Source organism: Geodermatophilus sp. SYSU D00708, assembly GCF_054050115.1.
Genome location: NZ_JBJGYS010000012.1, coordinates 76,994 through 92,117 on the forward strand (window position 1 = coordinate 76,994; position 15,124 = coordinate 92,117).

Genomic DNA, 15,124 nt, shown 5'->3' on the forward strand with positions numbered 1-15,124 from the left:
ATCGCTCCCCGCTGGAGCGGTCCGGGCCCTCGTGGCGTCTACTGACGACGTGTCCGAAATCTCTCCCGCCGAACTGCTCGAGCTCTTCCAGCGGGCGCAGGCATCGTTCACCGATCGGGTCGACGCGGTGAAGCCCGAGCAGTGGGAGGACCCCGCGCTGCCGGGGTGGAGCGTCGCCGACCTCGTGGCCCACCTGGTCACCGAGGCGCTGTGCGCGCCTCCGCTGCTCGCCGGGGAACCGTACGACCTCCTCGACGGCCGGTTCCCCGACGCGACGCCCGACCTCCTGGGCGACGACCCGCTGACCGGCTGGGAGTCCGCGGCCGACGCCGCCCTGACGGCCTTCGCCGACGACCACGCGCTGCTGCGCACGGTGCACCTCGCCCGCGGCCCCCTCCTCGCGGCGCACTACATGGAGGAGATGACCGCCGACCTGACGGTGCACTCCTGGGACCTCGCCCGCGCCACCGGCGGGGACACCGACCTGGACCCGGTCCTGGTCACCGCCGGTCTCGTGGTCGCCGACCGGCTGCCGGAGGACGGCGTTCCCGGGCTGATCGACCCGCCGCTGGACGTGCCGCCCACCGCGTCGCCGCAGTCCCGCCTGCTGGCCCGGTTCGGGCGTCGGGGGTGACGCACGCCGTGATGCGGTGAGCCGATCCACGGATCGGCGGCCTCTAAGCTGCGGGCGCTCTCGAGAACCAGGAGGTCACCCGCATGAGTACGCCACCGCCGGGTCAGGGGCCCTACGGCCCGCCCGGTCCCCAGCAGCCGGGTCAGGGAGGCTGGGGACAACCGCAGGGTGGCCCCGGTGGTCAGGGTGGGGCGCCGCAGGGCCCGCCGCCCGGTCAGCCGGGACAACCCGGGCCCTACGGCCAGCCGGGACAGCCGGGGCCCTACGGCCAGCCCGGACAGGCCGGGCCCTACGGGCAGCCGGGGCAGCCCGGACAACAGGGGCCGTACGGCCAGCCGGGGCAGTACGGGCAGCCGGGCCCGTACGGCCAGCCTGGACAGGCCGGCCCCTACGGACAGCCGGGGCAGTACGGGCAGCCGGGCCCCTACGGCCAGCCCGGTCAGCAGGGACCGGGCAAGAACCGCCGTGGCCTGGTCATCGGCCTGGTCGCCGGGCTCGTGGCCCTCGTCGCCCTCGCCGCCGTCCTCTTCCTCACCCTCCGCGACGACGACGAGCCGACTCCGGCCGCCGAGAGCACGAGCGCCGCGACCACCTCATCGTCGAGCTCCAGCTCCCGCCCGTCGACCAGCAGCTCCTCCAGCGCGCCCGCCCCCGCCCCCGGCGGCGGGGACCTCCTCGCGATCCTCCCGGTCGACTTCACCGACTGCACCGAAGCCGACCCGCAGGGCGACGGCGACATCGCGCACGCCAGCTGCGGCGCCAGCACCACGCAGCCCGGCCCGCAGCAGGCGGAGTTCTTCCTCTACCCGGACCAGGGCACCCTCGACTCGGTCTTCAAGACCGACACCTCCGGCGCGCCGGACATCCCCGAGGGCCAGACCTGCGCCGACACCACCGGCGTCGGGCAGTGGACCTCGTCGGACAACTCCGGCTCGGTGGCCTGTGCCATCAACGCCGACGAGGGCCAGGTGGGGATCATCTGGACCGACGACAACGCCCTCGTCGAGGGCATCGTCGCCGCGCCCGGCAGCACCCAGGCCGACCTGGCCGCGCTCTACGAGTGGTGGACGACCAACAGCGGCTACCAGCTGTGACCTCGCCGGAGGCGCCCGGAGCACACCCGTCCCCGGGCGCCTCCGCGCATCCGGAGGACGTCGACGAGGCGGTGTTCGACGCCGTCGAGCAGATCCCGCCCGGCCGGGTGAGCACCTACGGCGCCATCGGCCGGCTGGTCGGCGTCGGTCCGCGCCGGGTCGCCCGCGCGCTGTCGCAGGGCGGGGGAGCGGTCCCCTGGTACCGGGTGGTCCGCGCCGACGGGACGGTGGCCGAGCCGGTCCGGGTGCGGCAGCTGGAACTGCTCGCCGCCGAGGGGGTGCCGGTGCGCAACGGCCGGGTCGACCTCGCCACGGTCGGCTGGCCGTGACGAGAGGGCCTCAGCTCGTCCGCGAGGCGCGCCACATGGTGTGCTCGCGGGAGATGGCCGCCTCCGCGGAGTCCACGAACTCCGCCCACTGCTGCTCGGTCGCCGCGTAGGGGATCAGCACCCGGATCGCGGCGAGCTCCTCGTTGGCGATGGCGTACGCCGAGGCCAGGGCCGCGTACTGCTTGGTCTGGACCCACGCCGCCGCAGCAGCCCCCACGGTGGCGACGAGCCCCAGCAGGCCGGCGGTGTCGTCGTCGGTCCCCGCCAGGCTGAACGCCTTCACCACGCCGACGACGACACCGAGCAGCTCGAGGGTCAGGACGGCGACGTTCCAGCGCTGGGCCCGGCGGCGGTTCGACCGGGCCCGCCCCGCGTACCAGTGCTGCTGGTCCTCGATGCGCTGCCGCTCGTAGGCGCTGCGGCGTTCGGCGAGCGGTGCCGCCCGCAGCCGGCGCATCCACTGCGTGACCTCCTCGTACTGGTGGTCCTCCGGTTCGACGGCCTGCAGGTCGCGGATGGAGGCGAGGATCTCCCGCAGCCGCTCGACGAAGAGCCGGTCGGCCGCGGCGCCGTCGAGGTCCGCGGGGAAGAGCCGGCTGCCGACGGCGTAGCGCCAGCACAGCGTCTTGATCGACTCTGCGGCGGCGCGGGCGTCCTGCCAGACCGTCGTGGGACGCACGCTCGTCCGGTACCCCCGCAGCACGAGGGTGGTCGAGAACAGGACCACCGCCGCCACGCCGGCCAGGTCGACGCCCCGGGGGCCGACCGGCCCCGGCACGGCGCCCGCGGCCGCCGCGAGGACGAGCAGCCCGAGCTCGGCGCGGGTGAGCCGGAGGTGTGTCCGCTGCGCCCAGGCGGCCGTGTGGTCGGCGACGCCGAAGGCCCGGGAGTAGGTGGGGGTGTCCTGGCTGCCCACGCGCGGATCGTAGGGGTGTCGCCCGGCCGGCGTCCGGGATGCGAGGGCTCCCGGGTACGAGACCGACGAGGTCCGTTCGGGGGTCGCGTGTGTTCCGGAGCGGACGTCGGCTCGGCATCATGGGCCTCGCTGCGGGCTCGACCGACCGGGACGGACCGAGACATGACGATCAAGGTCTTCGTCAGCTACTCGCGCAACGACGAGGGACGCGCGCGGCAGCTCGTCGCCGATCTCGAGGGTGCCCGGCTCGCCGTGTGGCACGACGTGGCCCTCAACGGCGGTGACCCCTGGTGGCAGGAGATCCTCAGGCAGATCCGTGCGTGCGACGTCTTCCTGTTCGCCACCTCGGACCACGCGTTCGCGTCCAAGCCGTGCCGCGCCGAGCTGGCCTACGCCCGTGACCTCGGCCTGCCGGTGCTGCCGGTCCAGGTCGGGCACGTGGAGAGGCTCCGCACCAGCCCCGTCGCCGACCTCCAGGTCATCGACTACCAGCAACCGACGTCGGCCGCCGCCATCCGGCTGCTCTCCGCGCTCGGCGAGGCGGGGGCGCAGCGACGGGAGCTGCCCGACCCGTTGCCATCGCCACCCCCGGTGCCCTTCGCCTACCTGCTGCGGCTGGGCTCCGCGATCGAGGCCGAGAACCTCACGCCGGTCGAGCAGGGGAGCCTCATCCGCCAGCTGCGGGAGTGCCTGGAGACCGAGGAGGACGAGGGCGTCCGGGGCGACGCCCTGGAGCTGCTGCGCGCGCTGCGGCAGCGCCCCGACGTGACCTACCGCAACGCCGGGGAGATCGACCAGGTGCTCACCGAGTACGCGGGGCGCGCTGCCGTGCCGAGTCCGCGGCCACCTGAGCCGGAGGTCCGCGAGCGCCCGAGCGTGCCGTCGGGAGCAGGACAGCTGCCTCCGTGGGCCGGTCCTGAGCAGACGGCACCTGCTCCGCCGCCCGGGTACGGCTTCCCGTCGCAGCCCGGTGGCCCGCCCTACACCCCGCCGCGCGGGGTGCCTCCCGGCCCGCCCGGCGGGGGTGCGCACGCATGGCACCCCGCCCCGGACACTCGTGCCAAGCGCAACCGACTGGTGCTGCTGGTCTCGGCCGCGGTGGCCGTGGTGGTGCTCGGGGTCATCGGGGCCGTCGTCCTGGTCGGTGGGGAGTCGGCCGAGCGGCGGTTGCTGGAGCAGCTCCCCGTCGACTTCCGGGACTGCCGGCTTGCCGATCCGGCCGGTGACGGCGACATCGCCGCGGCGACGTGCGGGCCCAGCGCGACGCAACCTGGACCCGCACGGGCCTTCTTCCACCTCTACGAGGACGAGGCCAGGCTGTCCTCGGTCTTCGACACAGACATCTCGCGGCTGGGGCTGTCGGACATCCCCGACGGACAGGACTGCACGACCACGACCGGCAAGAGTGGGTGGGGCAGCGGCGACAGCAGCGGGCGGTACGCCTGCGACGTCGACACGCAGAACAGCGTGGTCAGGATCACCTGGACCGACAACGCGGCGCTCACGGAAGGCACCGTCGTGGCAGGGGGCAGCACCCAGGAGGACCTCGCCGCGCTGTACCTGTGGTGGGTCTCGAACAGCAGCTTCCGTCCCTGAATCCCGGCGTGGGGTGGGCAGCGCCTCGCCACACGCGCCCCACCCGTCCCGGGCCTGTCGGACACCCGTGGTGTCATCGAAGGGTGGTGGCGCTGCGGGGGGCAGAGGGTGCGCCGGTCTACCGGCTCGTGCAGACCGATCCGGAACCGGTGGCGCCGCCGCGGCTGGACCCCACGCAGCAGGCCGTCGTCGACCACGCGGGTGGACCGCTGCTGGTGCTCGCCGGTCCCGGCACCGGCAAGACGACGACGATCGTCGAGGCCGTCGCCGCGCGGATCGACCGGGGGGTCGACCCGCAGCAGATCCTCGTCCTGACCTTCAGCCGCAAGGCCGCCGCCGAGCTGCGCACCCGCATCACCGCCCGGGTGGCCCGCACCATCCGTGAGCCGCTGGCCCGCACCTTCCACTCCTATGCCTACGGGGTGCTGCGCCGGGCGGCACTGCTCCGGGGCGACCTCCCGCCCCGGCTGCTCACGGCAGCCGAGCAGGACGCCGTCGTGGCGCAGCTGCTGCGCGGTGACGTCGAGGAGGAGGGGGCGGTCCGCTGGCCGGCCTCCCTCGCCCCCGCCCTGTCGACGGCCGGGTTCCGCACCGAGCTGCGGGAGCTGTTGCTGCGGGCCACCGAGCGCGGCATCGGCGCCGACCGGCTGGCTGCCTGGGGCCGCGAGGTGGGCCACGAGGCGTGGGTGCACGCCGCCGCGTTCGCCGAGCAGTACGAGGCCGTGACGGCGTTCGCCACTGCCGGTCGCGGCGACGCCGCGGGCTTCGACCCGGCGGAGCTGGTGCGCGAGGCGATCGCCGAGCTGGCCGGGGACCCCGAGCTGCTGCGCCAGGAGCGCGCCCGGGCCCGCTGGCTGTTCGTCGACGAGTACCAGGACACCGACCCCGCGCAGGTCGAGCTGCTGGAGCTGCTGGCCGGCCGCGGCGGCGACCTGGTCGCCGTCGGCGACCCCGACCAGGCCATCTACGCGTTCCGGGGCGCCGAGCCGCGCGGCATCGGGGAGTTCCCCGAGCGCTTCCGGCACGCCGACGGGCGGCCCGCCGAGCGGGTGTCGCTGGGGGTCTGCCGCCGCTCCGGCGCGGAGCTGCTGCGGATCAGCCGGCGCGTCGCCGAGGGCCTGCCCGGCCCCTGGGAGCACCGCCGGCTGCAGCCGGTCGAGGGCACCCCGGACGGCGCCGCCGAGGTGCACGTCTTCGGGTCCGCCGCCGTCGAGGCCGCCTACGTCGCCGACGTGCTGCGCCGCGCGCACCTGCTCGACGGCGTGCCGTGGTCACAGATGGCCGTCGTCGTCCGCACCGCCGTCGCCCTGGGTCCGCTGCGACGGGCGCTCACGTCGGCCGGCGTCCCGTCGGCGATCTCCTCCGACGACCTGCCGCTGCACGCACAGCCGGCGGTCGCCCCGTTCCTCGGCGCCCTCGACGCGCTGCTGCCCGGCTCCGACGGCACGCCGCCCGGTCTCGACGAGCCCGCGGCCGAGGCGCTGCTGGCCTCACCGCTGGGCGGGGCGACGGTCCTGGACCTGCGCCGGCTGCGCCGGGCGGTCCGCATCGCGCTGGCCCAGCAGGGCGTCGACGCCGCCGAGCGCGGCGCGCCGCTGGCCACCGCGCTCACCGACGAGACGCTGCTGGAGGCTCTCCCCGAGCACGTGGCCCGCTCGGCGCACCGGGTCGCCGGGGTCCTGGCCGCCGGCCGGGCGGCACTGGGCCTGGGGGGCAGCGCCGAGGACGTCCTCTGGGCGATGTGGCAGCGCAGCGGGCTCGCCGGGCGCTGGGCGCGGGCCAGCGCCGCGGGCGGGGCCGCCGGCGCGGTGGCCGACCGCGACCTCGACGCGGTGGTGGCCCTCTTCGACGCCGCGGCCGGCTTCGTCGACCGGCTGCCCTCGGCCGACGTCCGCGCCTTCGTCGACCACCTCGCCGCCCAGGAGCTGCCCGGCGACACCGGTGCGGCCCGGGCGGCGAACGACGAGACCGTCCGCCTGCTCACCGCGCACGCGTCCAAGGGCCTGGAGTGGGACCTCGTCTGCGTCGCCGGCGTGCAGGAGGGCGTCTGGCCGGACCTGCGGGAGCGGTCCTCGCTGCTCGGCACCGAGGAGCTGGTGGAGCGCGCCGCGGGGGTCGACGGCGCCCGGGTGGACCGCCGCGCGCTCGCGCTGGCCGAGGAGCGGCGGCTGTTCTACGTCGCCTGCACGCGGGCCCGCCGCCGGCTGGTGGTCACCGCGGTGCAGGGCGCCCTCGACGGCGCCGAGGCCGGCGCGACCGCCTCCCGCTTCCTGGAGCTGGTCGCGCCGTCCCCCGAGGAGGGCCGCCCGCTCACCGAGCTGCCCCGCTCCCTGACCCTGCCCGCGCTCGTCGCCGACCTGCGCCGGGCGGTCACCGACCCGCACACCCCCGCCACCCGCCGGTCGGCGGCCGCCGCGGTGCTGCGCCGACTGGCCGACGAGGGCGTCCCCGGCGCGGCCCCCGCGCAGTGGTGGGGGTTGCCGCCGCTGTCCGACGACGCCCCGCTCGTGCCGGAGGACGCCACGGTGCGGGTGCGGCCCTCGGCGATCGAGACCTTCCAGCGCTGCCCGTTGCGCTGGGTCCTCGGCGCGGTCGGCGCGGAGGCCTCGCCCGACGCCACCCGCACCGTCGGCTCGGCGGTGCACGCCGTCGCCCAGCGGGTCGCCGACGGGCTGCCGCCGGCCGAGGCGCCCGACGCGCTGGCCGCCGAGCTCGACACGCTCGACCTCGGCCCGGGGTGGTCCGACCAGCGCCAGCGCGGCTCGGCGCAGCAGATGCTCGACCGGTTCCTGCGCTGGCACGCGGCCAACCGGCGCGAGCTGGTCGCCGCCGAGGAGGACTTCGACGTCGTCGTCGGCCGGGCGCGGCTGCGCGGGCAGGTGGACCGGCTGGAGCGCGACGCCGAGGGCCGGCTGGTCGTCGTCGACCTCAAGACCGGCAAGACCGCCGCGAAGAACGTCGAGGAGCACGGGCAGCTGGCCGCCTACCAGGTGGCCGTCGCCGCCGGTGCCTTCGCCGGCCACGGCACCGTCCCCGGCGGCGCCGCGCTGCTGCAGGTCGGCACCGGCGCCAAGGCCAAGGAGCAGCACCAGGAGCCGCTGCCCGCCGACGTCCCCCTGGAGCAGACCCCCGCCGGTGAGCTGATCGCCGCGGTCGGCGACGGCATGGGCGCCGGCGCCTTCGAGGTGCGCACCGGCACGCACTGCTCGCGCTGTCCGGCCCGTCGCAGCTGCCCGCTGCACGAGCGCGGCCGGCAGGTGACCGCGTGACCACCGAACAGCTGTCCTTCGACGACCTGTTCGACGGCGGACTCGAGCCGCAGCCGGAACCGCGGCGGCTGCTCACCCCGGCCGAGGTGGCCGCGCGCTGCGGGCTGTCCTACGCGCCGTCGGAGGAGCAGGCCCGGGTGGTGGCCGCCCCCGCCGACCGGCCGCTCGTCGTCGTCGCCGGGGCCGGGTCGGGCAAGACCGAGACGATGGCCGCGCGGGTCTCCTGGCTGGTCGCCAACCGGGTCGTCGAGCCCGAGGCGATCCTCGGCCTCACCTTCACCCGCAAGGCGGCCAGCGAGCTCAACGAGCGCATCCACCTGCGGCTGGGTGCCCTGGCCCGCCACCCCGACACCGAGCCGGAGCTCAAGGAGCGGCTGGAGATCGCCCAGCCGACCGTCGCCACCTACCACGGCTACGCCGCGTCCCTGGTCGCCGAGCACGGCCTGCGGATCGGCGTGGAGCCCGGCGCCGGCGTCCTGGGCCCGGCCATGTGCTGGGGGCAGGCCGCCCAGGTGGTCGCCGCCTACACCGGCGACATGGACGACGTCCCGCTGTCGCTGCTCACCACGGTCGAGGACGTGCTGGCCCTCGCCGCGGAGATGGGCGAGCACGACGTGACCCCGGCCGCCCTGCGCGCCTGGACCGCCCGCCTGGAGGCGCAGGTCGCCGGCTACGCGGACGCGCCGCGCAAGCGCGGCCCCTACGCCCCGGTCGTCGAGATGCTCGCCCGCCAGCGCGCGCGGGCGGCGCTGCTGCCCCTGGTGGAGGCGTTCGAGGCGCGCAAGCGGGCCATGGGCTCCATCGACTACGCCGACCAGGTCGCCTCCGCCGCGCGCATCGCCGTCTCCGCGCCGGAGGTCGGCCGCCGCGAACGGGCCCGCTGGAAGGTCGTGCTGCTCGACGAGTACCAGGACACCAGCGTCGGGCAGCTGCGCATGCTCGAGGCGCTGTTCGGCCGGGAGACCGGCCACCCGGTGCTCGCCGTCGGGGACCCGCGCCAGTCCATCTACGGCTGGCGCGGGGCGTCGGCGGGCACCATCGAGCGCTTCGCGCGCACCTTCCCCGGGGTCCGCGAACGGCGCGCCGAGCGGCTGACCCTGGCCACCAGCTGGCGCAACGACGAGGCCGTGCTCGCCGTCGCCAACGCGGTGTCGGCGATGCTGCCGCCGCCCGAGGTGCCGCTGCCGGACCTCTCGCCCGCACCCACCGCCGGCCGCGGCGCGGTCACCGTGGGCCTCTACGAGACCGTCGCGGAGGAGACCGCCGCGCTGGCCGACCGGCTGGCCGCCTGCTGGCACGGCACGGACCCGGTGGTGGGCCGCCGTCCGGACGGCCGCCCGCCGACCGTCGCCGTCCTGGCCCGCACCCGCAAGCAGCTGCCCGGGATCGCCGCCGCCCTGCGCGAGCGCGGCCTGCCGGTGGAGGTCGTGGGCCTGGGCGGCCTGCTGGAGGTCCCCGAGGTCTCCGACGTCGTGGCCACCCTCACCGTGCTGGTCGACCCCACCGCCGGGGACGCGCTCGGTCGGCTGCTGACCGGCGCCCGCTGGCGCATCGGCCCGCGTGACCTCGCCGCGCTCGAGGCCCGCGCCCGCGCGCTGGTGCACTCCCGCCGCCCGGAGCGCGACGCGCACCGGGCCGGCGCGCAGCAGCCCGGCGCGCCCGAGCCGCCGCAGGAGCGGGGCAGCATCGTGGAGGCGCTCGACGACCTCGGCGACGCCCAGGACTACTCCGCCGAGGGCCACCGCCGGCTGCGCCGGCTGGGTGCCGAGCTGAGCTCGCTGCGCACCCGGCTCGGGGAGTCGCTGCCCGACCTGGTCGACGAGGTGGCCCGCACCCTCGGCCTGGAGACCGAGCTGGCCAGCGCCCCCGAGGTCAGCCCGGCCGGCGCCCGCGCCCACCTCGACGCGCTGCACACCGTGGCCGCGCAGTTCACCGAGCTCGCCGAGCTGCCGTCCCTGCCGGCCTTCCTCGGCTACCTGCGGGACGCCGAGGAGCGCGAGCGCGGGTTGGAGCCGGGGGAGGTGGCGGTCAACCCCGAGGCGGTGCAGCTGCTCACCGGGCACTCGGCCAAGGGCCTGGAGTGGGACGCCGTCGCCGTCCCGGGCCTGACCGCCGACCAGTTCCCGGCCAAGCCCGGCGCCAGCGACTCGTGGATCAAGGACCCGGGTGCGGTGCCGGTGGACCTGCGCACCGTCGACCGCGCGGAGCTGCCGCAGCTGCGCCTGCCCGTGCCGGGCTCCGGGGACCAGGCGGCGGTCAAGGAGGCCCTCGAGCAGTACGTCGAGGACTGGAAGGAGTTCGGCACCGGCGAGGAGATCCGGCTGGGCTACGTCGCCGTCACCCGGGCCCGGCAGCTGCTGGTCTGCTCGGGCAGCTGGTGGCGCGACGGGGTGCGGCCGAACGGCCCGTCGTCCCTGCTGGAGACGGTGCGCGGGGCCTGCGAGGCCGGCGCCGGCACGGTCCTGCACTGGGCGCCGGCGCCGGAGGACGGCGCGGAGAACCCGGCGCTGGCCGAGTGGCCGGTCGGGGTCTGGCCGGCCGACCCCCTCTCGCCGGGCCGCCGCCGCGCGCTGGCCGCCGCCGCCGAGCTGCTCGCCGGGACCCCGCCGCACCCCCTCGACGCCGGCCTCCGGCTCGGCGACCCCGATCCGCTGGTCGACCAGTGGGTGCGCGACGCCGACCTGCTGCTGCGCGAGCGCGCCGCCGCGGCCAGCCCGACCGTCGACGTGCCGCTGCCCTCGCACCTGTCGGTGTCGGCGCTGGTGGCCCTGCGCCGCGACCCCGCGGAGCTGGCCCGCCGGCTGCGCCGGCCGATGCCGGCCGCCCCGGCGCCGCTGGCCCGGCGCGGCACCGCGTTCCACGCCTGGCTGGAGGAGCGGTTCGGTGCCGCCCGGCTGGTCGACCTCGACGAGCTGCCCGGCTCCGGCGACGAGTTCGCCGCGCCCGACAGCGCGCTGGCCGATCTCCAGGCGGCGTTCCTCGCCAGTGAGTGGGCCGACCGCCAGCCGGTCGAGGTCGAGGTGCCCTTCGAGACGCCGCTCGGTCCGCTCACGCTGCGCGGGCGGATCGACGCGGTCTTCGCCGACGGCGACGGTGGCTACGAGGTCGTCGACTGGAAGACCGGGCCGCCGCCCTCGGGTGCGGAGCTGGCCGCGGCCGGCGTGCAGCTGGCCGCCTACCGGCTGGGCTGGTCGCGGCTGATCGGCGTCCCCGTGGAGCGGGTCAGCGCCGGGTTCCACCACGTCGCCGCGGGGGTGACCGTCCGCCCGGTCGACCTGCTCGACGAGGCCGGCCTGCTCGCCCTGGTCACCGGCACCGCCCGCTGAGCGTCAGGACGATGCGATCCGGTCCAGGATCGCGGTGGCCAGCTGCTCCGGGGCCTGCTCGGGGATCCAGTGGCTCACCCCGGTGAGCTCGACGAACCGGTAGTCGCCGGTGACGTGCTCGGGGCAGCCCTCCGCGGCGGTGCGGCCGATCGCCACGTCGTCGTCGCTCCACACGAACGTGGTCGGCACGTCCACCGGGTCGACCGGCGTGCTCGAGCTCATCGCCCGGTACCAGTTCAGCGCGGCGGTGAGCGCTCCCGGCGCCGACAGCACCGCCACGTACTCGTCGACGGCCTCGCCGGGGACCGCGTCGCCGAACATCCGCCGCAGCCGCCGGGCGCCGTCGGCCAGCAGCACCTCCTCGGCCTTGCCCTGCTGCCAGAACAGCCGGATGTAGGCCGAGCGCTCCTGCTGCTCGGGATCCGCGCGCCAGGCGGCGGTGAACGCGGTCGGGTGCGGCACGGAGACCGCGGTCAGCGAGCGCACCCGGTCGGGGTGCCAGGCGGCCAGCGTCCAGGCCACCATGGCGCCCCAGTCGTGGCCCACGACGTCGGCCCGCGGCACGTCCATCGCCGTCATCAGGTCGGCGGTGACCTGCGCCAGGTTCGGCAGCGCGTAGGCCTCCACCTCCGCCGGCCGGGCGCCCGGGGAGTAGCCGAGCTGGTCGACGGCGTAGGTGCGCAGCCCCGCCTCCGTGAGCAGCGGCGTGACCGCGGCCCATGACGCCGACGTCTCGGGGAAGCCGTGCAGCAGCACCACCGGGCGGCCGTCGTCCGGCCCGTCGGCCCGGACGTCGAAGGTGAGGTCGCCGACGTCCACCTGCAGCAGCGCTCCGGCCATGCGCTGAAGTTAGCCGGGGACGGCGGCCCGCGCGCCCGCCGCTACCGTCGGACGACGTGGCCAGCCCTGAACGCGACTTCGTGACCGCGCACCTCGACGACCTGCACGCCGACCTCGACGCGTGGCTGCGGATCCCGTCGATCTCGGCCGACCCGGCACACGCCGCATACGTCGCCGAGAGCGCGGCCTGGCTGGCCGAGGCGCTGCGCCGCACCGGCTTCCCGACGGTGGAGATCTGGCCCACCGCGGGCGCCCCCGCGGTCTTCGCCGAGTGGCCGTCGGCGGACCCCGGCGCCCCGGTGGCCCTCGTCTACGGCCACCACGACGTGCAGCCGGTCGACCCGCCCGAGCTGTGGGTGCACCCGCCGTTCGAGCCGACCGTCGTCGAGGGACCGGACGGCCCGGAGCTGCACGCCCGGGGCGCGATCGACGACAAGGGCAACGTCGCGTTCCACCTGCTCGGCATCCGCGCGCACCTGGCCGCCACCGGCCGCGACACCCCGGCGGTGACCGTCAAGCTGCTCGTCGAGGGGGAGGAGGAGTCCGGCTCCCCGCACTTCGCCGACCTGCTGCGCGCCAAGGCCGACCGGCTGGCCTGCGACGTGGTCGTGGTGAGCGACACCGGCATGGCCGCTCCCGACGTCCCCAGCGCCGTCGTGGCGATGCGCGGGCTCGCCGACGCCGAGATCACGCTGCGGGGGCCGGACGTCGACCTGCACTCCGGCTCGTTCGGCGGCGGCGTCCCCAACCCGCTGCACGCCATGGCCGCGCTGCTGGCGAGCCTGCACGACGAGCAGGGCCGGGTCACCCTGCCCGGCTTCTACGACGAGGTGCGGCCGCTGACCGACCGCGAGCGCGAGCTCATGGCGCGCGTGCCGTTCGACGAGGAGGCGTGGCTGGCCGGTCCCGCGGCCTCGCGCGTGGCCACCGGCGAGGCGGGGTTCAGCACGCTGGAGCGGATCGGCGCCCGGCCCACCGCGGAGGTCAACGGGATGTGGGGCGGCTACACCGGCCCCGGCCACAAGACGATCATCCCGGCCGAGGCGCACGCCAAGATCACCTTCCGGCTGGTTGCCGACCAGCGCCCGGCCGACCTCGCAGAGCAGGTCCGCGCCTGGGTCGCGGCGAACACCCCCCAGGGCATCGAGGCCGACGTGCACGTCCCGGCCGGGGGCGTCTCGCCGTGCGCCAGCGACCTGGACTCCCCGGCGATGGCCGCCCTGCTGGCCGCCATCGGGCAGGCGTTCGACACCGACCCCGCCGACGTCCTGTTCACCCGCGAGGGCGGCAGCGGGCCGGAGGCCGACCTGGTCGACGTCCTCGGCGCGCCGCTGCTGTTCCTCGGCGCCGGCCTGCCCACCGACCGCATCCACTCGCCGAACGAGCGGGTGTTGCTGCCGATGCTGCACCGCGGCGCGGAGGCGGCGGCGCACTTGTGGCGCGAGCTCGCCGCCGTCGCCTTCCCGAGCGCCCGGCGGTGAGCCGCAGGCTCCGCCCGCCGTCCTAGGGTGCAGACGTGACGGACGCGGGGCAGACGGGGAGCGCGCCGCCGGGCTGGTACCCGGACCCCGACGGCGCCCCCGGGATGGTGCGCTGGTGGAGCGGGACCGCCTGGTCGGACGTCACCACACCCGCCGGGCCGGGGGTCGCCGTCCAGGCACCGCCGGTGCAGGCCCAGCCCCAGCCGGCCGTCCCGCCGGCGGCCGCCCCGCGCCGGGCCCGCACGGGCTGGGTGGTGGGGCTCTCCGTGCTGGGCGTGGTGCTGGTCGTGCTGATCGGCTTCCTCGTCGGCCGGCCGTCCGGGGGTGGGGACGACGCCACCGACGCCGGCGGCCCCTCGGTCGCCGCCGGGCCGACCTTCCCTCCGGGCACGGTGCGGATCATCGACGAGGCCGCCGGCATCTCCTACCCGTTCCTCGGCGACGGCTGGTACGAGTACGACTTGGGCGTCGTCGTCGAGACGGCGTCGGTCGCCGGGCAGTTCTTCACGACCCAGGAGGTCACGCCCGACGGCGGCACGTTCATCGCCCAGTGCACCTCCGGCCCCCTGGTCGAGCAGTTCGGCTACGCCGGGCCGGGCAGCCTGCAGGGGACCCTCGCCCAGGTCGCCGACAGCGTGCGGACCAACTACTACCCGGCGCCCAACGAGCGGCGGGTGCTGCGCGACGAGGGCCGCACCGTCGACGGCGCCGCCGCGCACCTGTTCGAGTTCGACCTGTCCTGGGACGTGGGCGGCTACGACGCCACGGGGGAGCGGGCGGCGCTGCTGCTCGTCGATGTCGGCCGACCCGCGCCGGCGCTTCTCTACATCTCGATCCCCAACACCCACGCCGAGCTCTACGGCGTCATCGACCGGGTCATCGACGCCGTCGAGGTGCTCTGACCTGCGCTTGGCCCCTCCTTAGCGCGACCTTGACCAGGTCGGCGACAGGGTCGGCCCATGACACGAACCCGCGCCTCGCGCACCCTCTGGACCGCCTCGGCGGCCGCCGCCGTCGGTCTCGGCATCCTCGCCGCCTCGGTAGGCGGCGCCGACGCCTCGCCCGTGACGCAACCCGCCGCGGCCACCGGAGCCCAGCAGTCGGCCCCCTCGTCCGGCTCCGCGGATCCCGCGCCCGCGGACCCGTCGGTCGGCGAGCAGGTCACCGTCGCCGGCACCGTCTCCGCCACCTGCGACGGCGACGTCGTCTCGCTCAGCGGCTCGCCGGCGCCCGGGTGGACGGCGGACGACTCCCCGCGGCCCGGCCAGGTGGAGTGGCGCAACGGCACGCAGGAGGTCGAGGTGACGGTCAGCTGCGTCGACGGCAGCCCCCGCTTCGCCGTCGAGGGGCCGCGCGACGACCGCCGCGGCCGCGGGGGAGACGACGCCCCGGCGACCGGGCGCGGCTCCGACGACTCCGCCGGCCGGGTCGGGGGCGGTCACGGTTCGGACGACCCACCCGGGGACGACTCGGCGGGCCGGGTCGGGGGCGGTCACGGCTCGGACGACGGGCCCGGTGACGACTCCGGGCGCGGCCGCGGTCGGGGCCGCGGTGGCGACGACTGACCGTTCCCCGTGCAGCCGCCGGGCCCGGCCGGACCGTGCCGGGCCAGGCGGCGCGCCGGCCGGCTCCTCCGCTC

The 15,124-nt window shown here is 76.6% G+C and carries 11 protein-coding genes; 9 read left to right on the forward strand and 2 right to left on the reverse strand.

Annotation, left to right across the window (positions count from 1 at the left end; all coding sequences use genetic code 11):
• The first annotated feature begins 49 nt into the window (after window positions 1–49).
• The 3 genes from ACI79D_RS12095 (at window position 50) to ACI79D_RS12105 (ending at window position 2,057) form a co-directional block, all read left to right on the forward strand.
• Window positions 50–634, forward strand: a complete 585-nt coding sequence (locus tag ACI79D_RS12095) for a TIGR03086 family metal-binding protein (RefSeq protein WP_456918658.1) — start codon at window positions 50–52, stop codon at window positions 632–634.
• An 83-nt stretch (window positions 635–717) separates the two neighbouring features.
• Window positions 718–1,728 (forward strand): hypothetical protein, encoded by a 1,011-nt coding sequence (locus ACI79D_RS12100; RefSeq protein ID WP_456918659.1) that lies wholly within the window; start codon window positions 718–720, stop codon window positions 1,726–1,728.
• Window positions 1,725–2,057, forward strand: a complete 333-nt coding sequence (locus ACI79D_RS12105) for an MGMT family protein (RefSeq protein WP_456918660.1) — start codon at window positions 1,725–1,727, stop codon at window positions 2,055–2,057. Before ACI79D_RS12100 ends, ACI79D_RS12105 begins: the two co-directional genes overlap by 4 nt.
• A 10-nt stretch (window positions 2,058–2,067) precedes the next feature.
• On the opposite strand, the gene ACI79D_RS12110 is transcribed toward ACI79D_RS12105, so the two are convergent.
• On the reverse strand, window positions 2,068–2,973 hold the full coding sequence (locus tag ACI79D_RS12110; protein WP_456918661.1) for a DUF4231 domain-containing protein: 906 nt from the start codon (window positions 2,971–2,973) through the stop codon (window positions 2,068–2,070).
• 162 nt (window positions 2,974–3,135) lie between these two features.
• Between ACI79D_RS12110 and ACI79D_RS12115 the strand changes: the two genes are divergently transcribed.
• The 3 genes from ACI79D_RS12115 (at window position 3,136) to ACI79D_RS12125 (ending at window position 11,164) form a co-directional block, all read left to right on the forward strand.
• A complete protein-coding gene (locus ACI79D_RS12115) occupies window positions 3,136–4,569 on the forward strand; it encodes a toll/interleukin-1 receptor domain-containing protein (RefSeq protein WP_456918662.1) in 1,434 nt (477 codons plus the stop codon).
• Window positions 4,570–4,652: 83 nt separating this feature from the next.
• Window positions 4,653–7,838 (forward strand): ATP-dependent helicase, encoded by a 3,186-nt coding sequence (locus tag ACI79D_RS12120; RefSeq protein ID WP_456918663.1) that lies wholly within the window; start codon window positions 4,653–4,655, stop codon window positions 7,836–7,838.
• Window positions 7,835–11,164, forward strand: coding sequence for an ATP-dependent helicase (locus ACI79D_RS12125; RefSeq protein ID WP_456918664.1), 3,330 nt, complete (start codon window positions 7,835–7,837; stop codon window positions 11,162–11,164). The genes ACI79D_RS12120 and ACI79D_RS12125 overlap by 4 nt, the downstream gene beginning before the upstream one ends.
• 3 nt (window positions 11,165–11,167) lie before the next feature.
• On the opposite strand, the gene ACI79D_RS12130 is transcribed toward ACI79D_RS12125, so the two are convergent.
• The gene (locus ACI79D_RS12130; RefSeq protein ID WP_456918665.1) at window positions 11,168–12,004 is read right to left on the reverse strand and encodes an alpha/beta fold hydrolase; all 837 of its coding nucleotides are present in this window, start codon (window positions 12,002–12,004) and stop codon (window positions 11,168–11,170) included.
• Between the two features lie 56 nt (window positions 12,005–12,060).
• On the opposite strand from ACI79D_RS12130, the gene ACI79D_RS12135 reads away from it, so the two are divergent.
• From ACI79D_RS12135 to ACI79D_RS12145, 3 genes are read left to right on the forward strand one after another with little or no spacing between them, the layout of a single operon-like run.
• A complete protein-coding gene (locus ACI79D_RS12135; RefSeq protein WP_456918666.1) occupies window positions 12,061–13,485 on the forward strand; it encodes a M20/M25/M40 family metallo-hydrolase in 1,425 nt (474 codons plus the stop codon).
• A gap of 35 nt (window positions 13,486–13,520) precedes the next feature.
• The gene (locus ACI79D_RS12140; RefSeq protein ID WP_456918667.1) at window positions 13,521–14,387 is read left to right on the forward strand and encodes a DUF2510 domain-containing protein; all 867 of its coding nucleotides are present in this window, start codon (window positions 13,521–13,523) and stop codon (window positions 14,385–14,387) included.
• 57 nt (window positions 14,388–14,444) lie between these two features.
• Window positions 14,445–15,050 carry a hypothetical protein gene (locus tag ACI79D_RS12145; RefSeq protein WP_456918668.1) on the forward strand — a complete coding sequence of 202 codons (606 nt, stop codon included), beginning with the start codon at window positions 14,445–14,447 and terminating at the stop codon, window positions 15,048–15,050.
• Window positions 15,051–15,124: the final 74 nt, after the last annotated feature.

Bases quoted from the DNA above. Each gene is read 5' to 3' on its own strand.
- ACI79D_RS12100 (WP_456918659.1), top strand. From the start codon at position 718: ATGAGTACGCCACCGCCGGGTCAGGGGCCCTACGGCCCGCCCGGTCCC.
- ACI79D_RS12115 (WP_456918662.1), top strand. From the start codon at position 3,136: ATGACGATCAAGGTCTTCGTCAGCTACTCGCGCAACGACGAGGGACGC.
- ACI79D_RS12130 (WP_456918665.1), bottom strand. From the start codon at position 12,004: ATGGCCGGAGCGCTGCTGCAGGTGGACGTCGGCGACCTCACCTTCGAC.
- ACI79D_RS12145 (WP_456918668.1), top strand. From the start codon at position 14,445: ATGACACGAACCCGCGCCTCGCGCACCCTCTGGACCGCCTCGGCGGCC.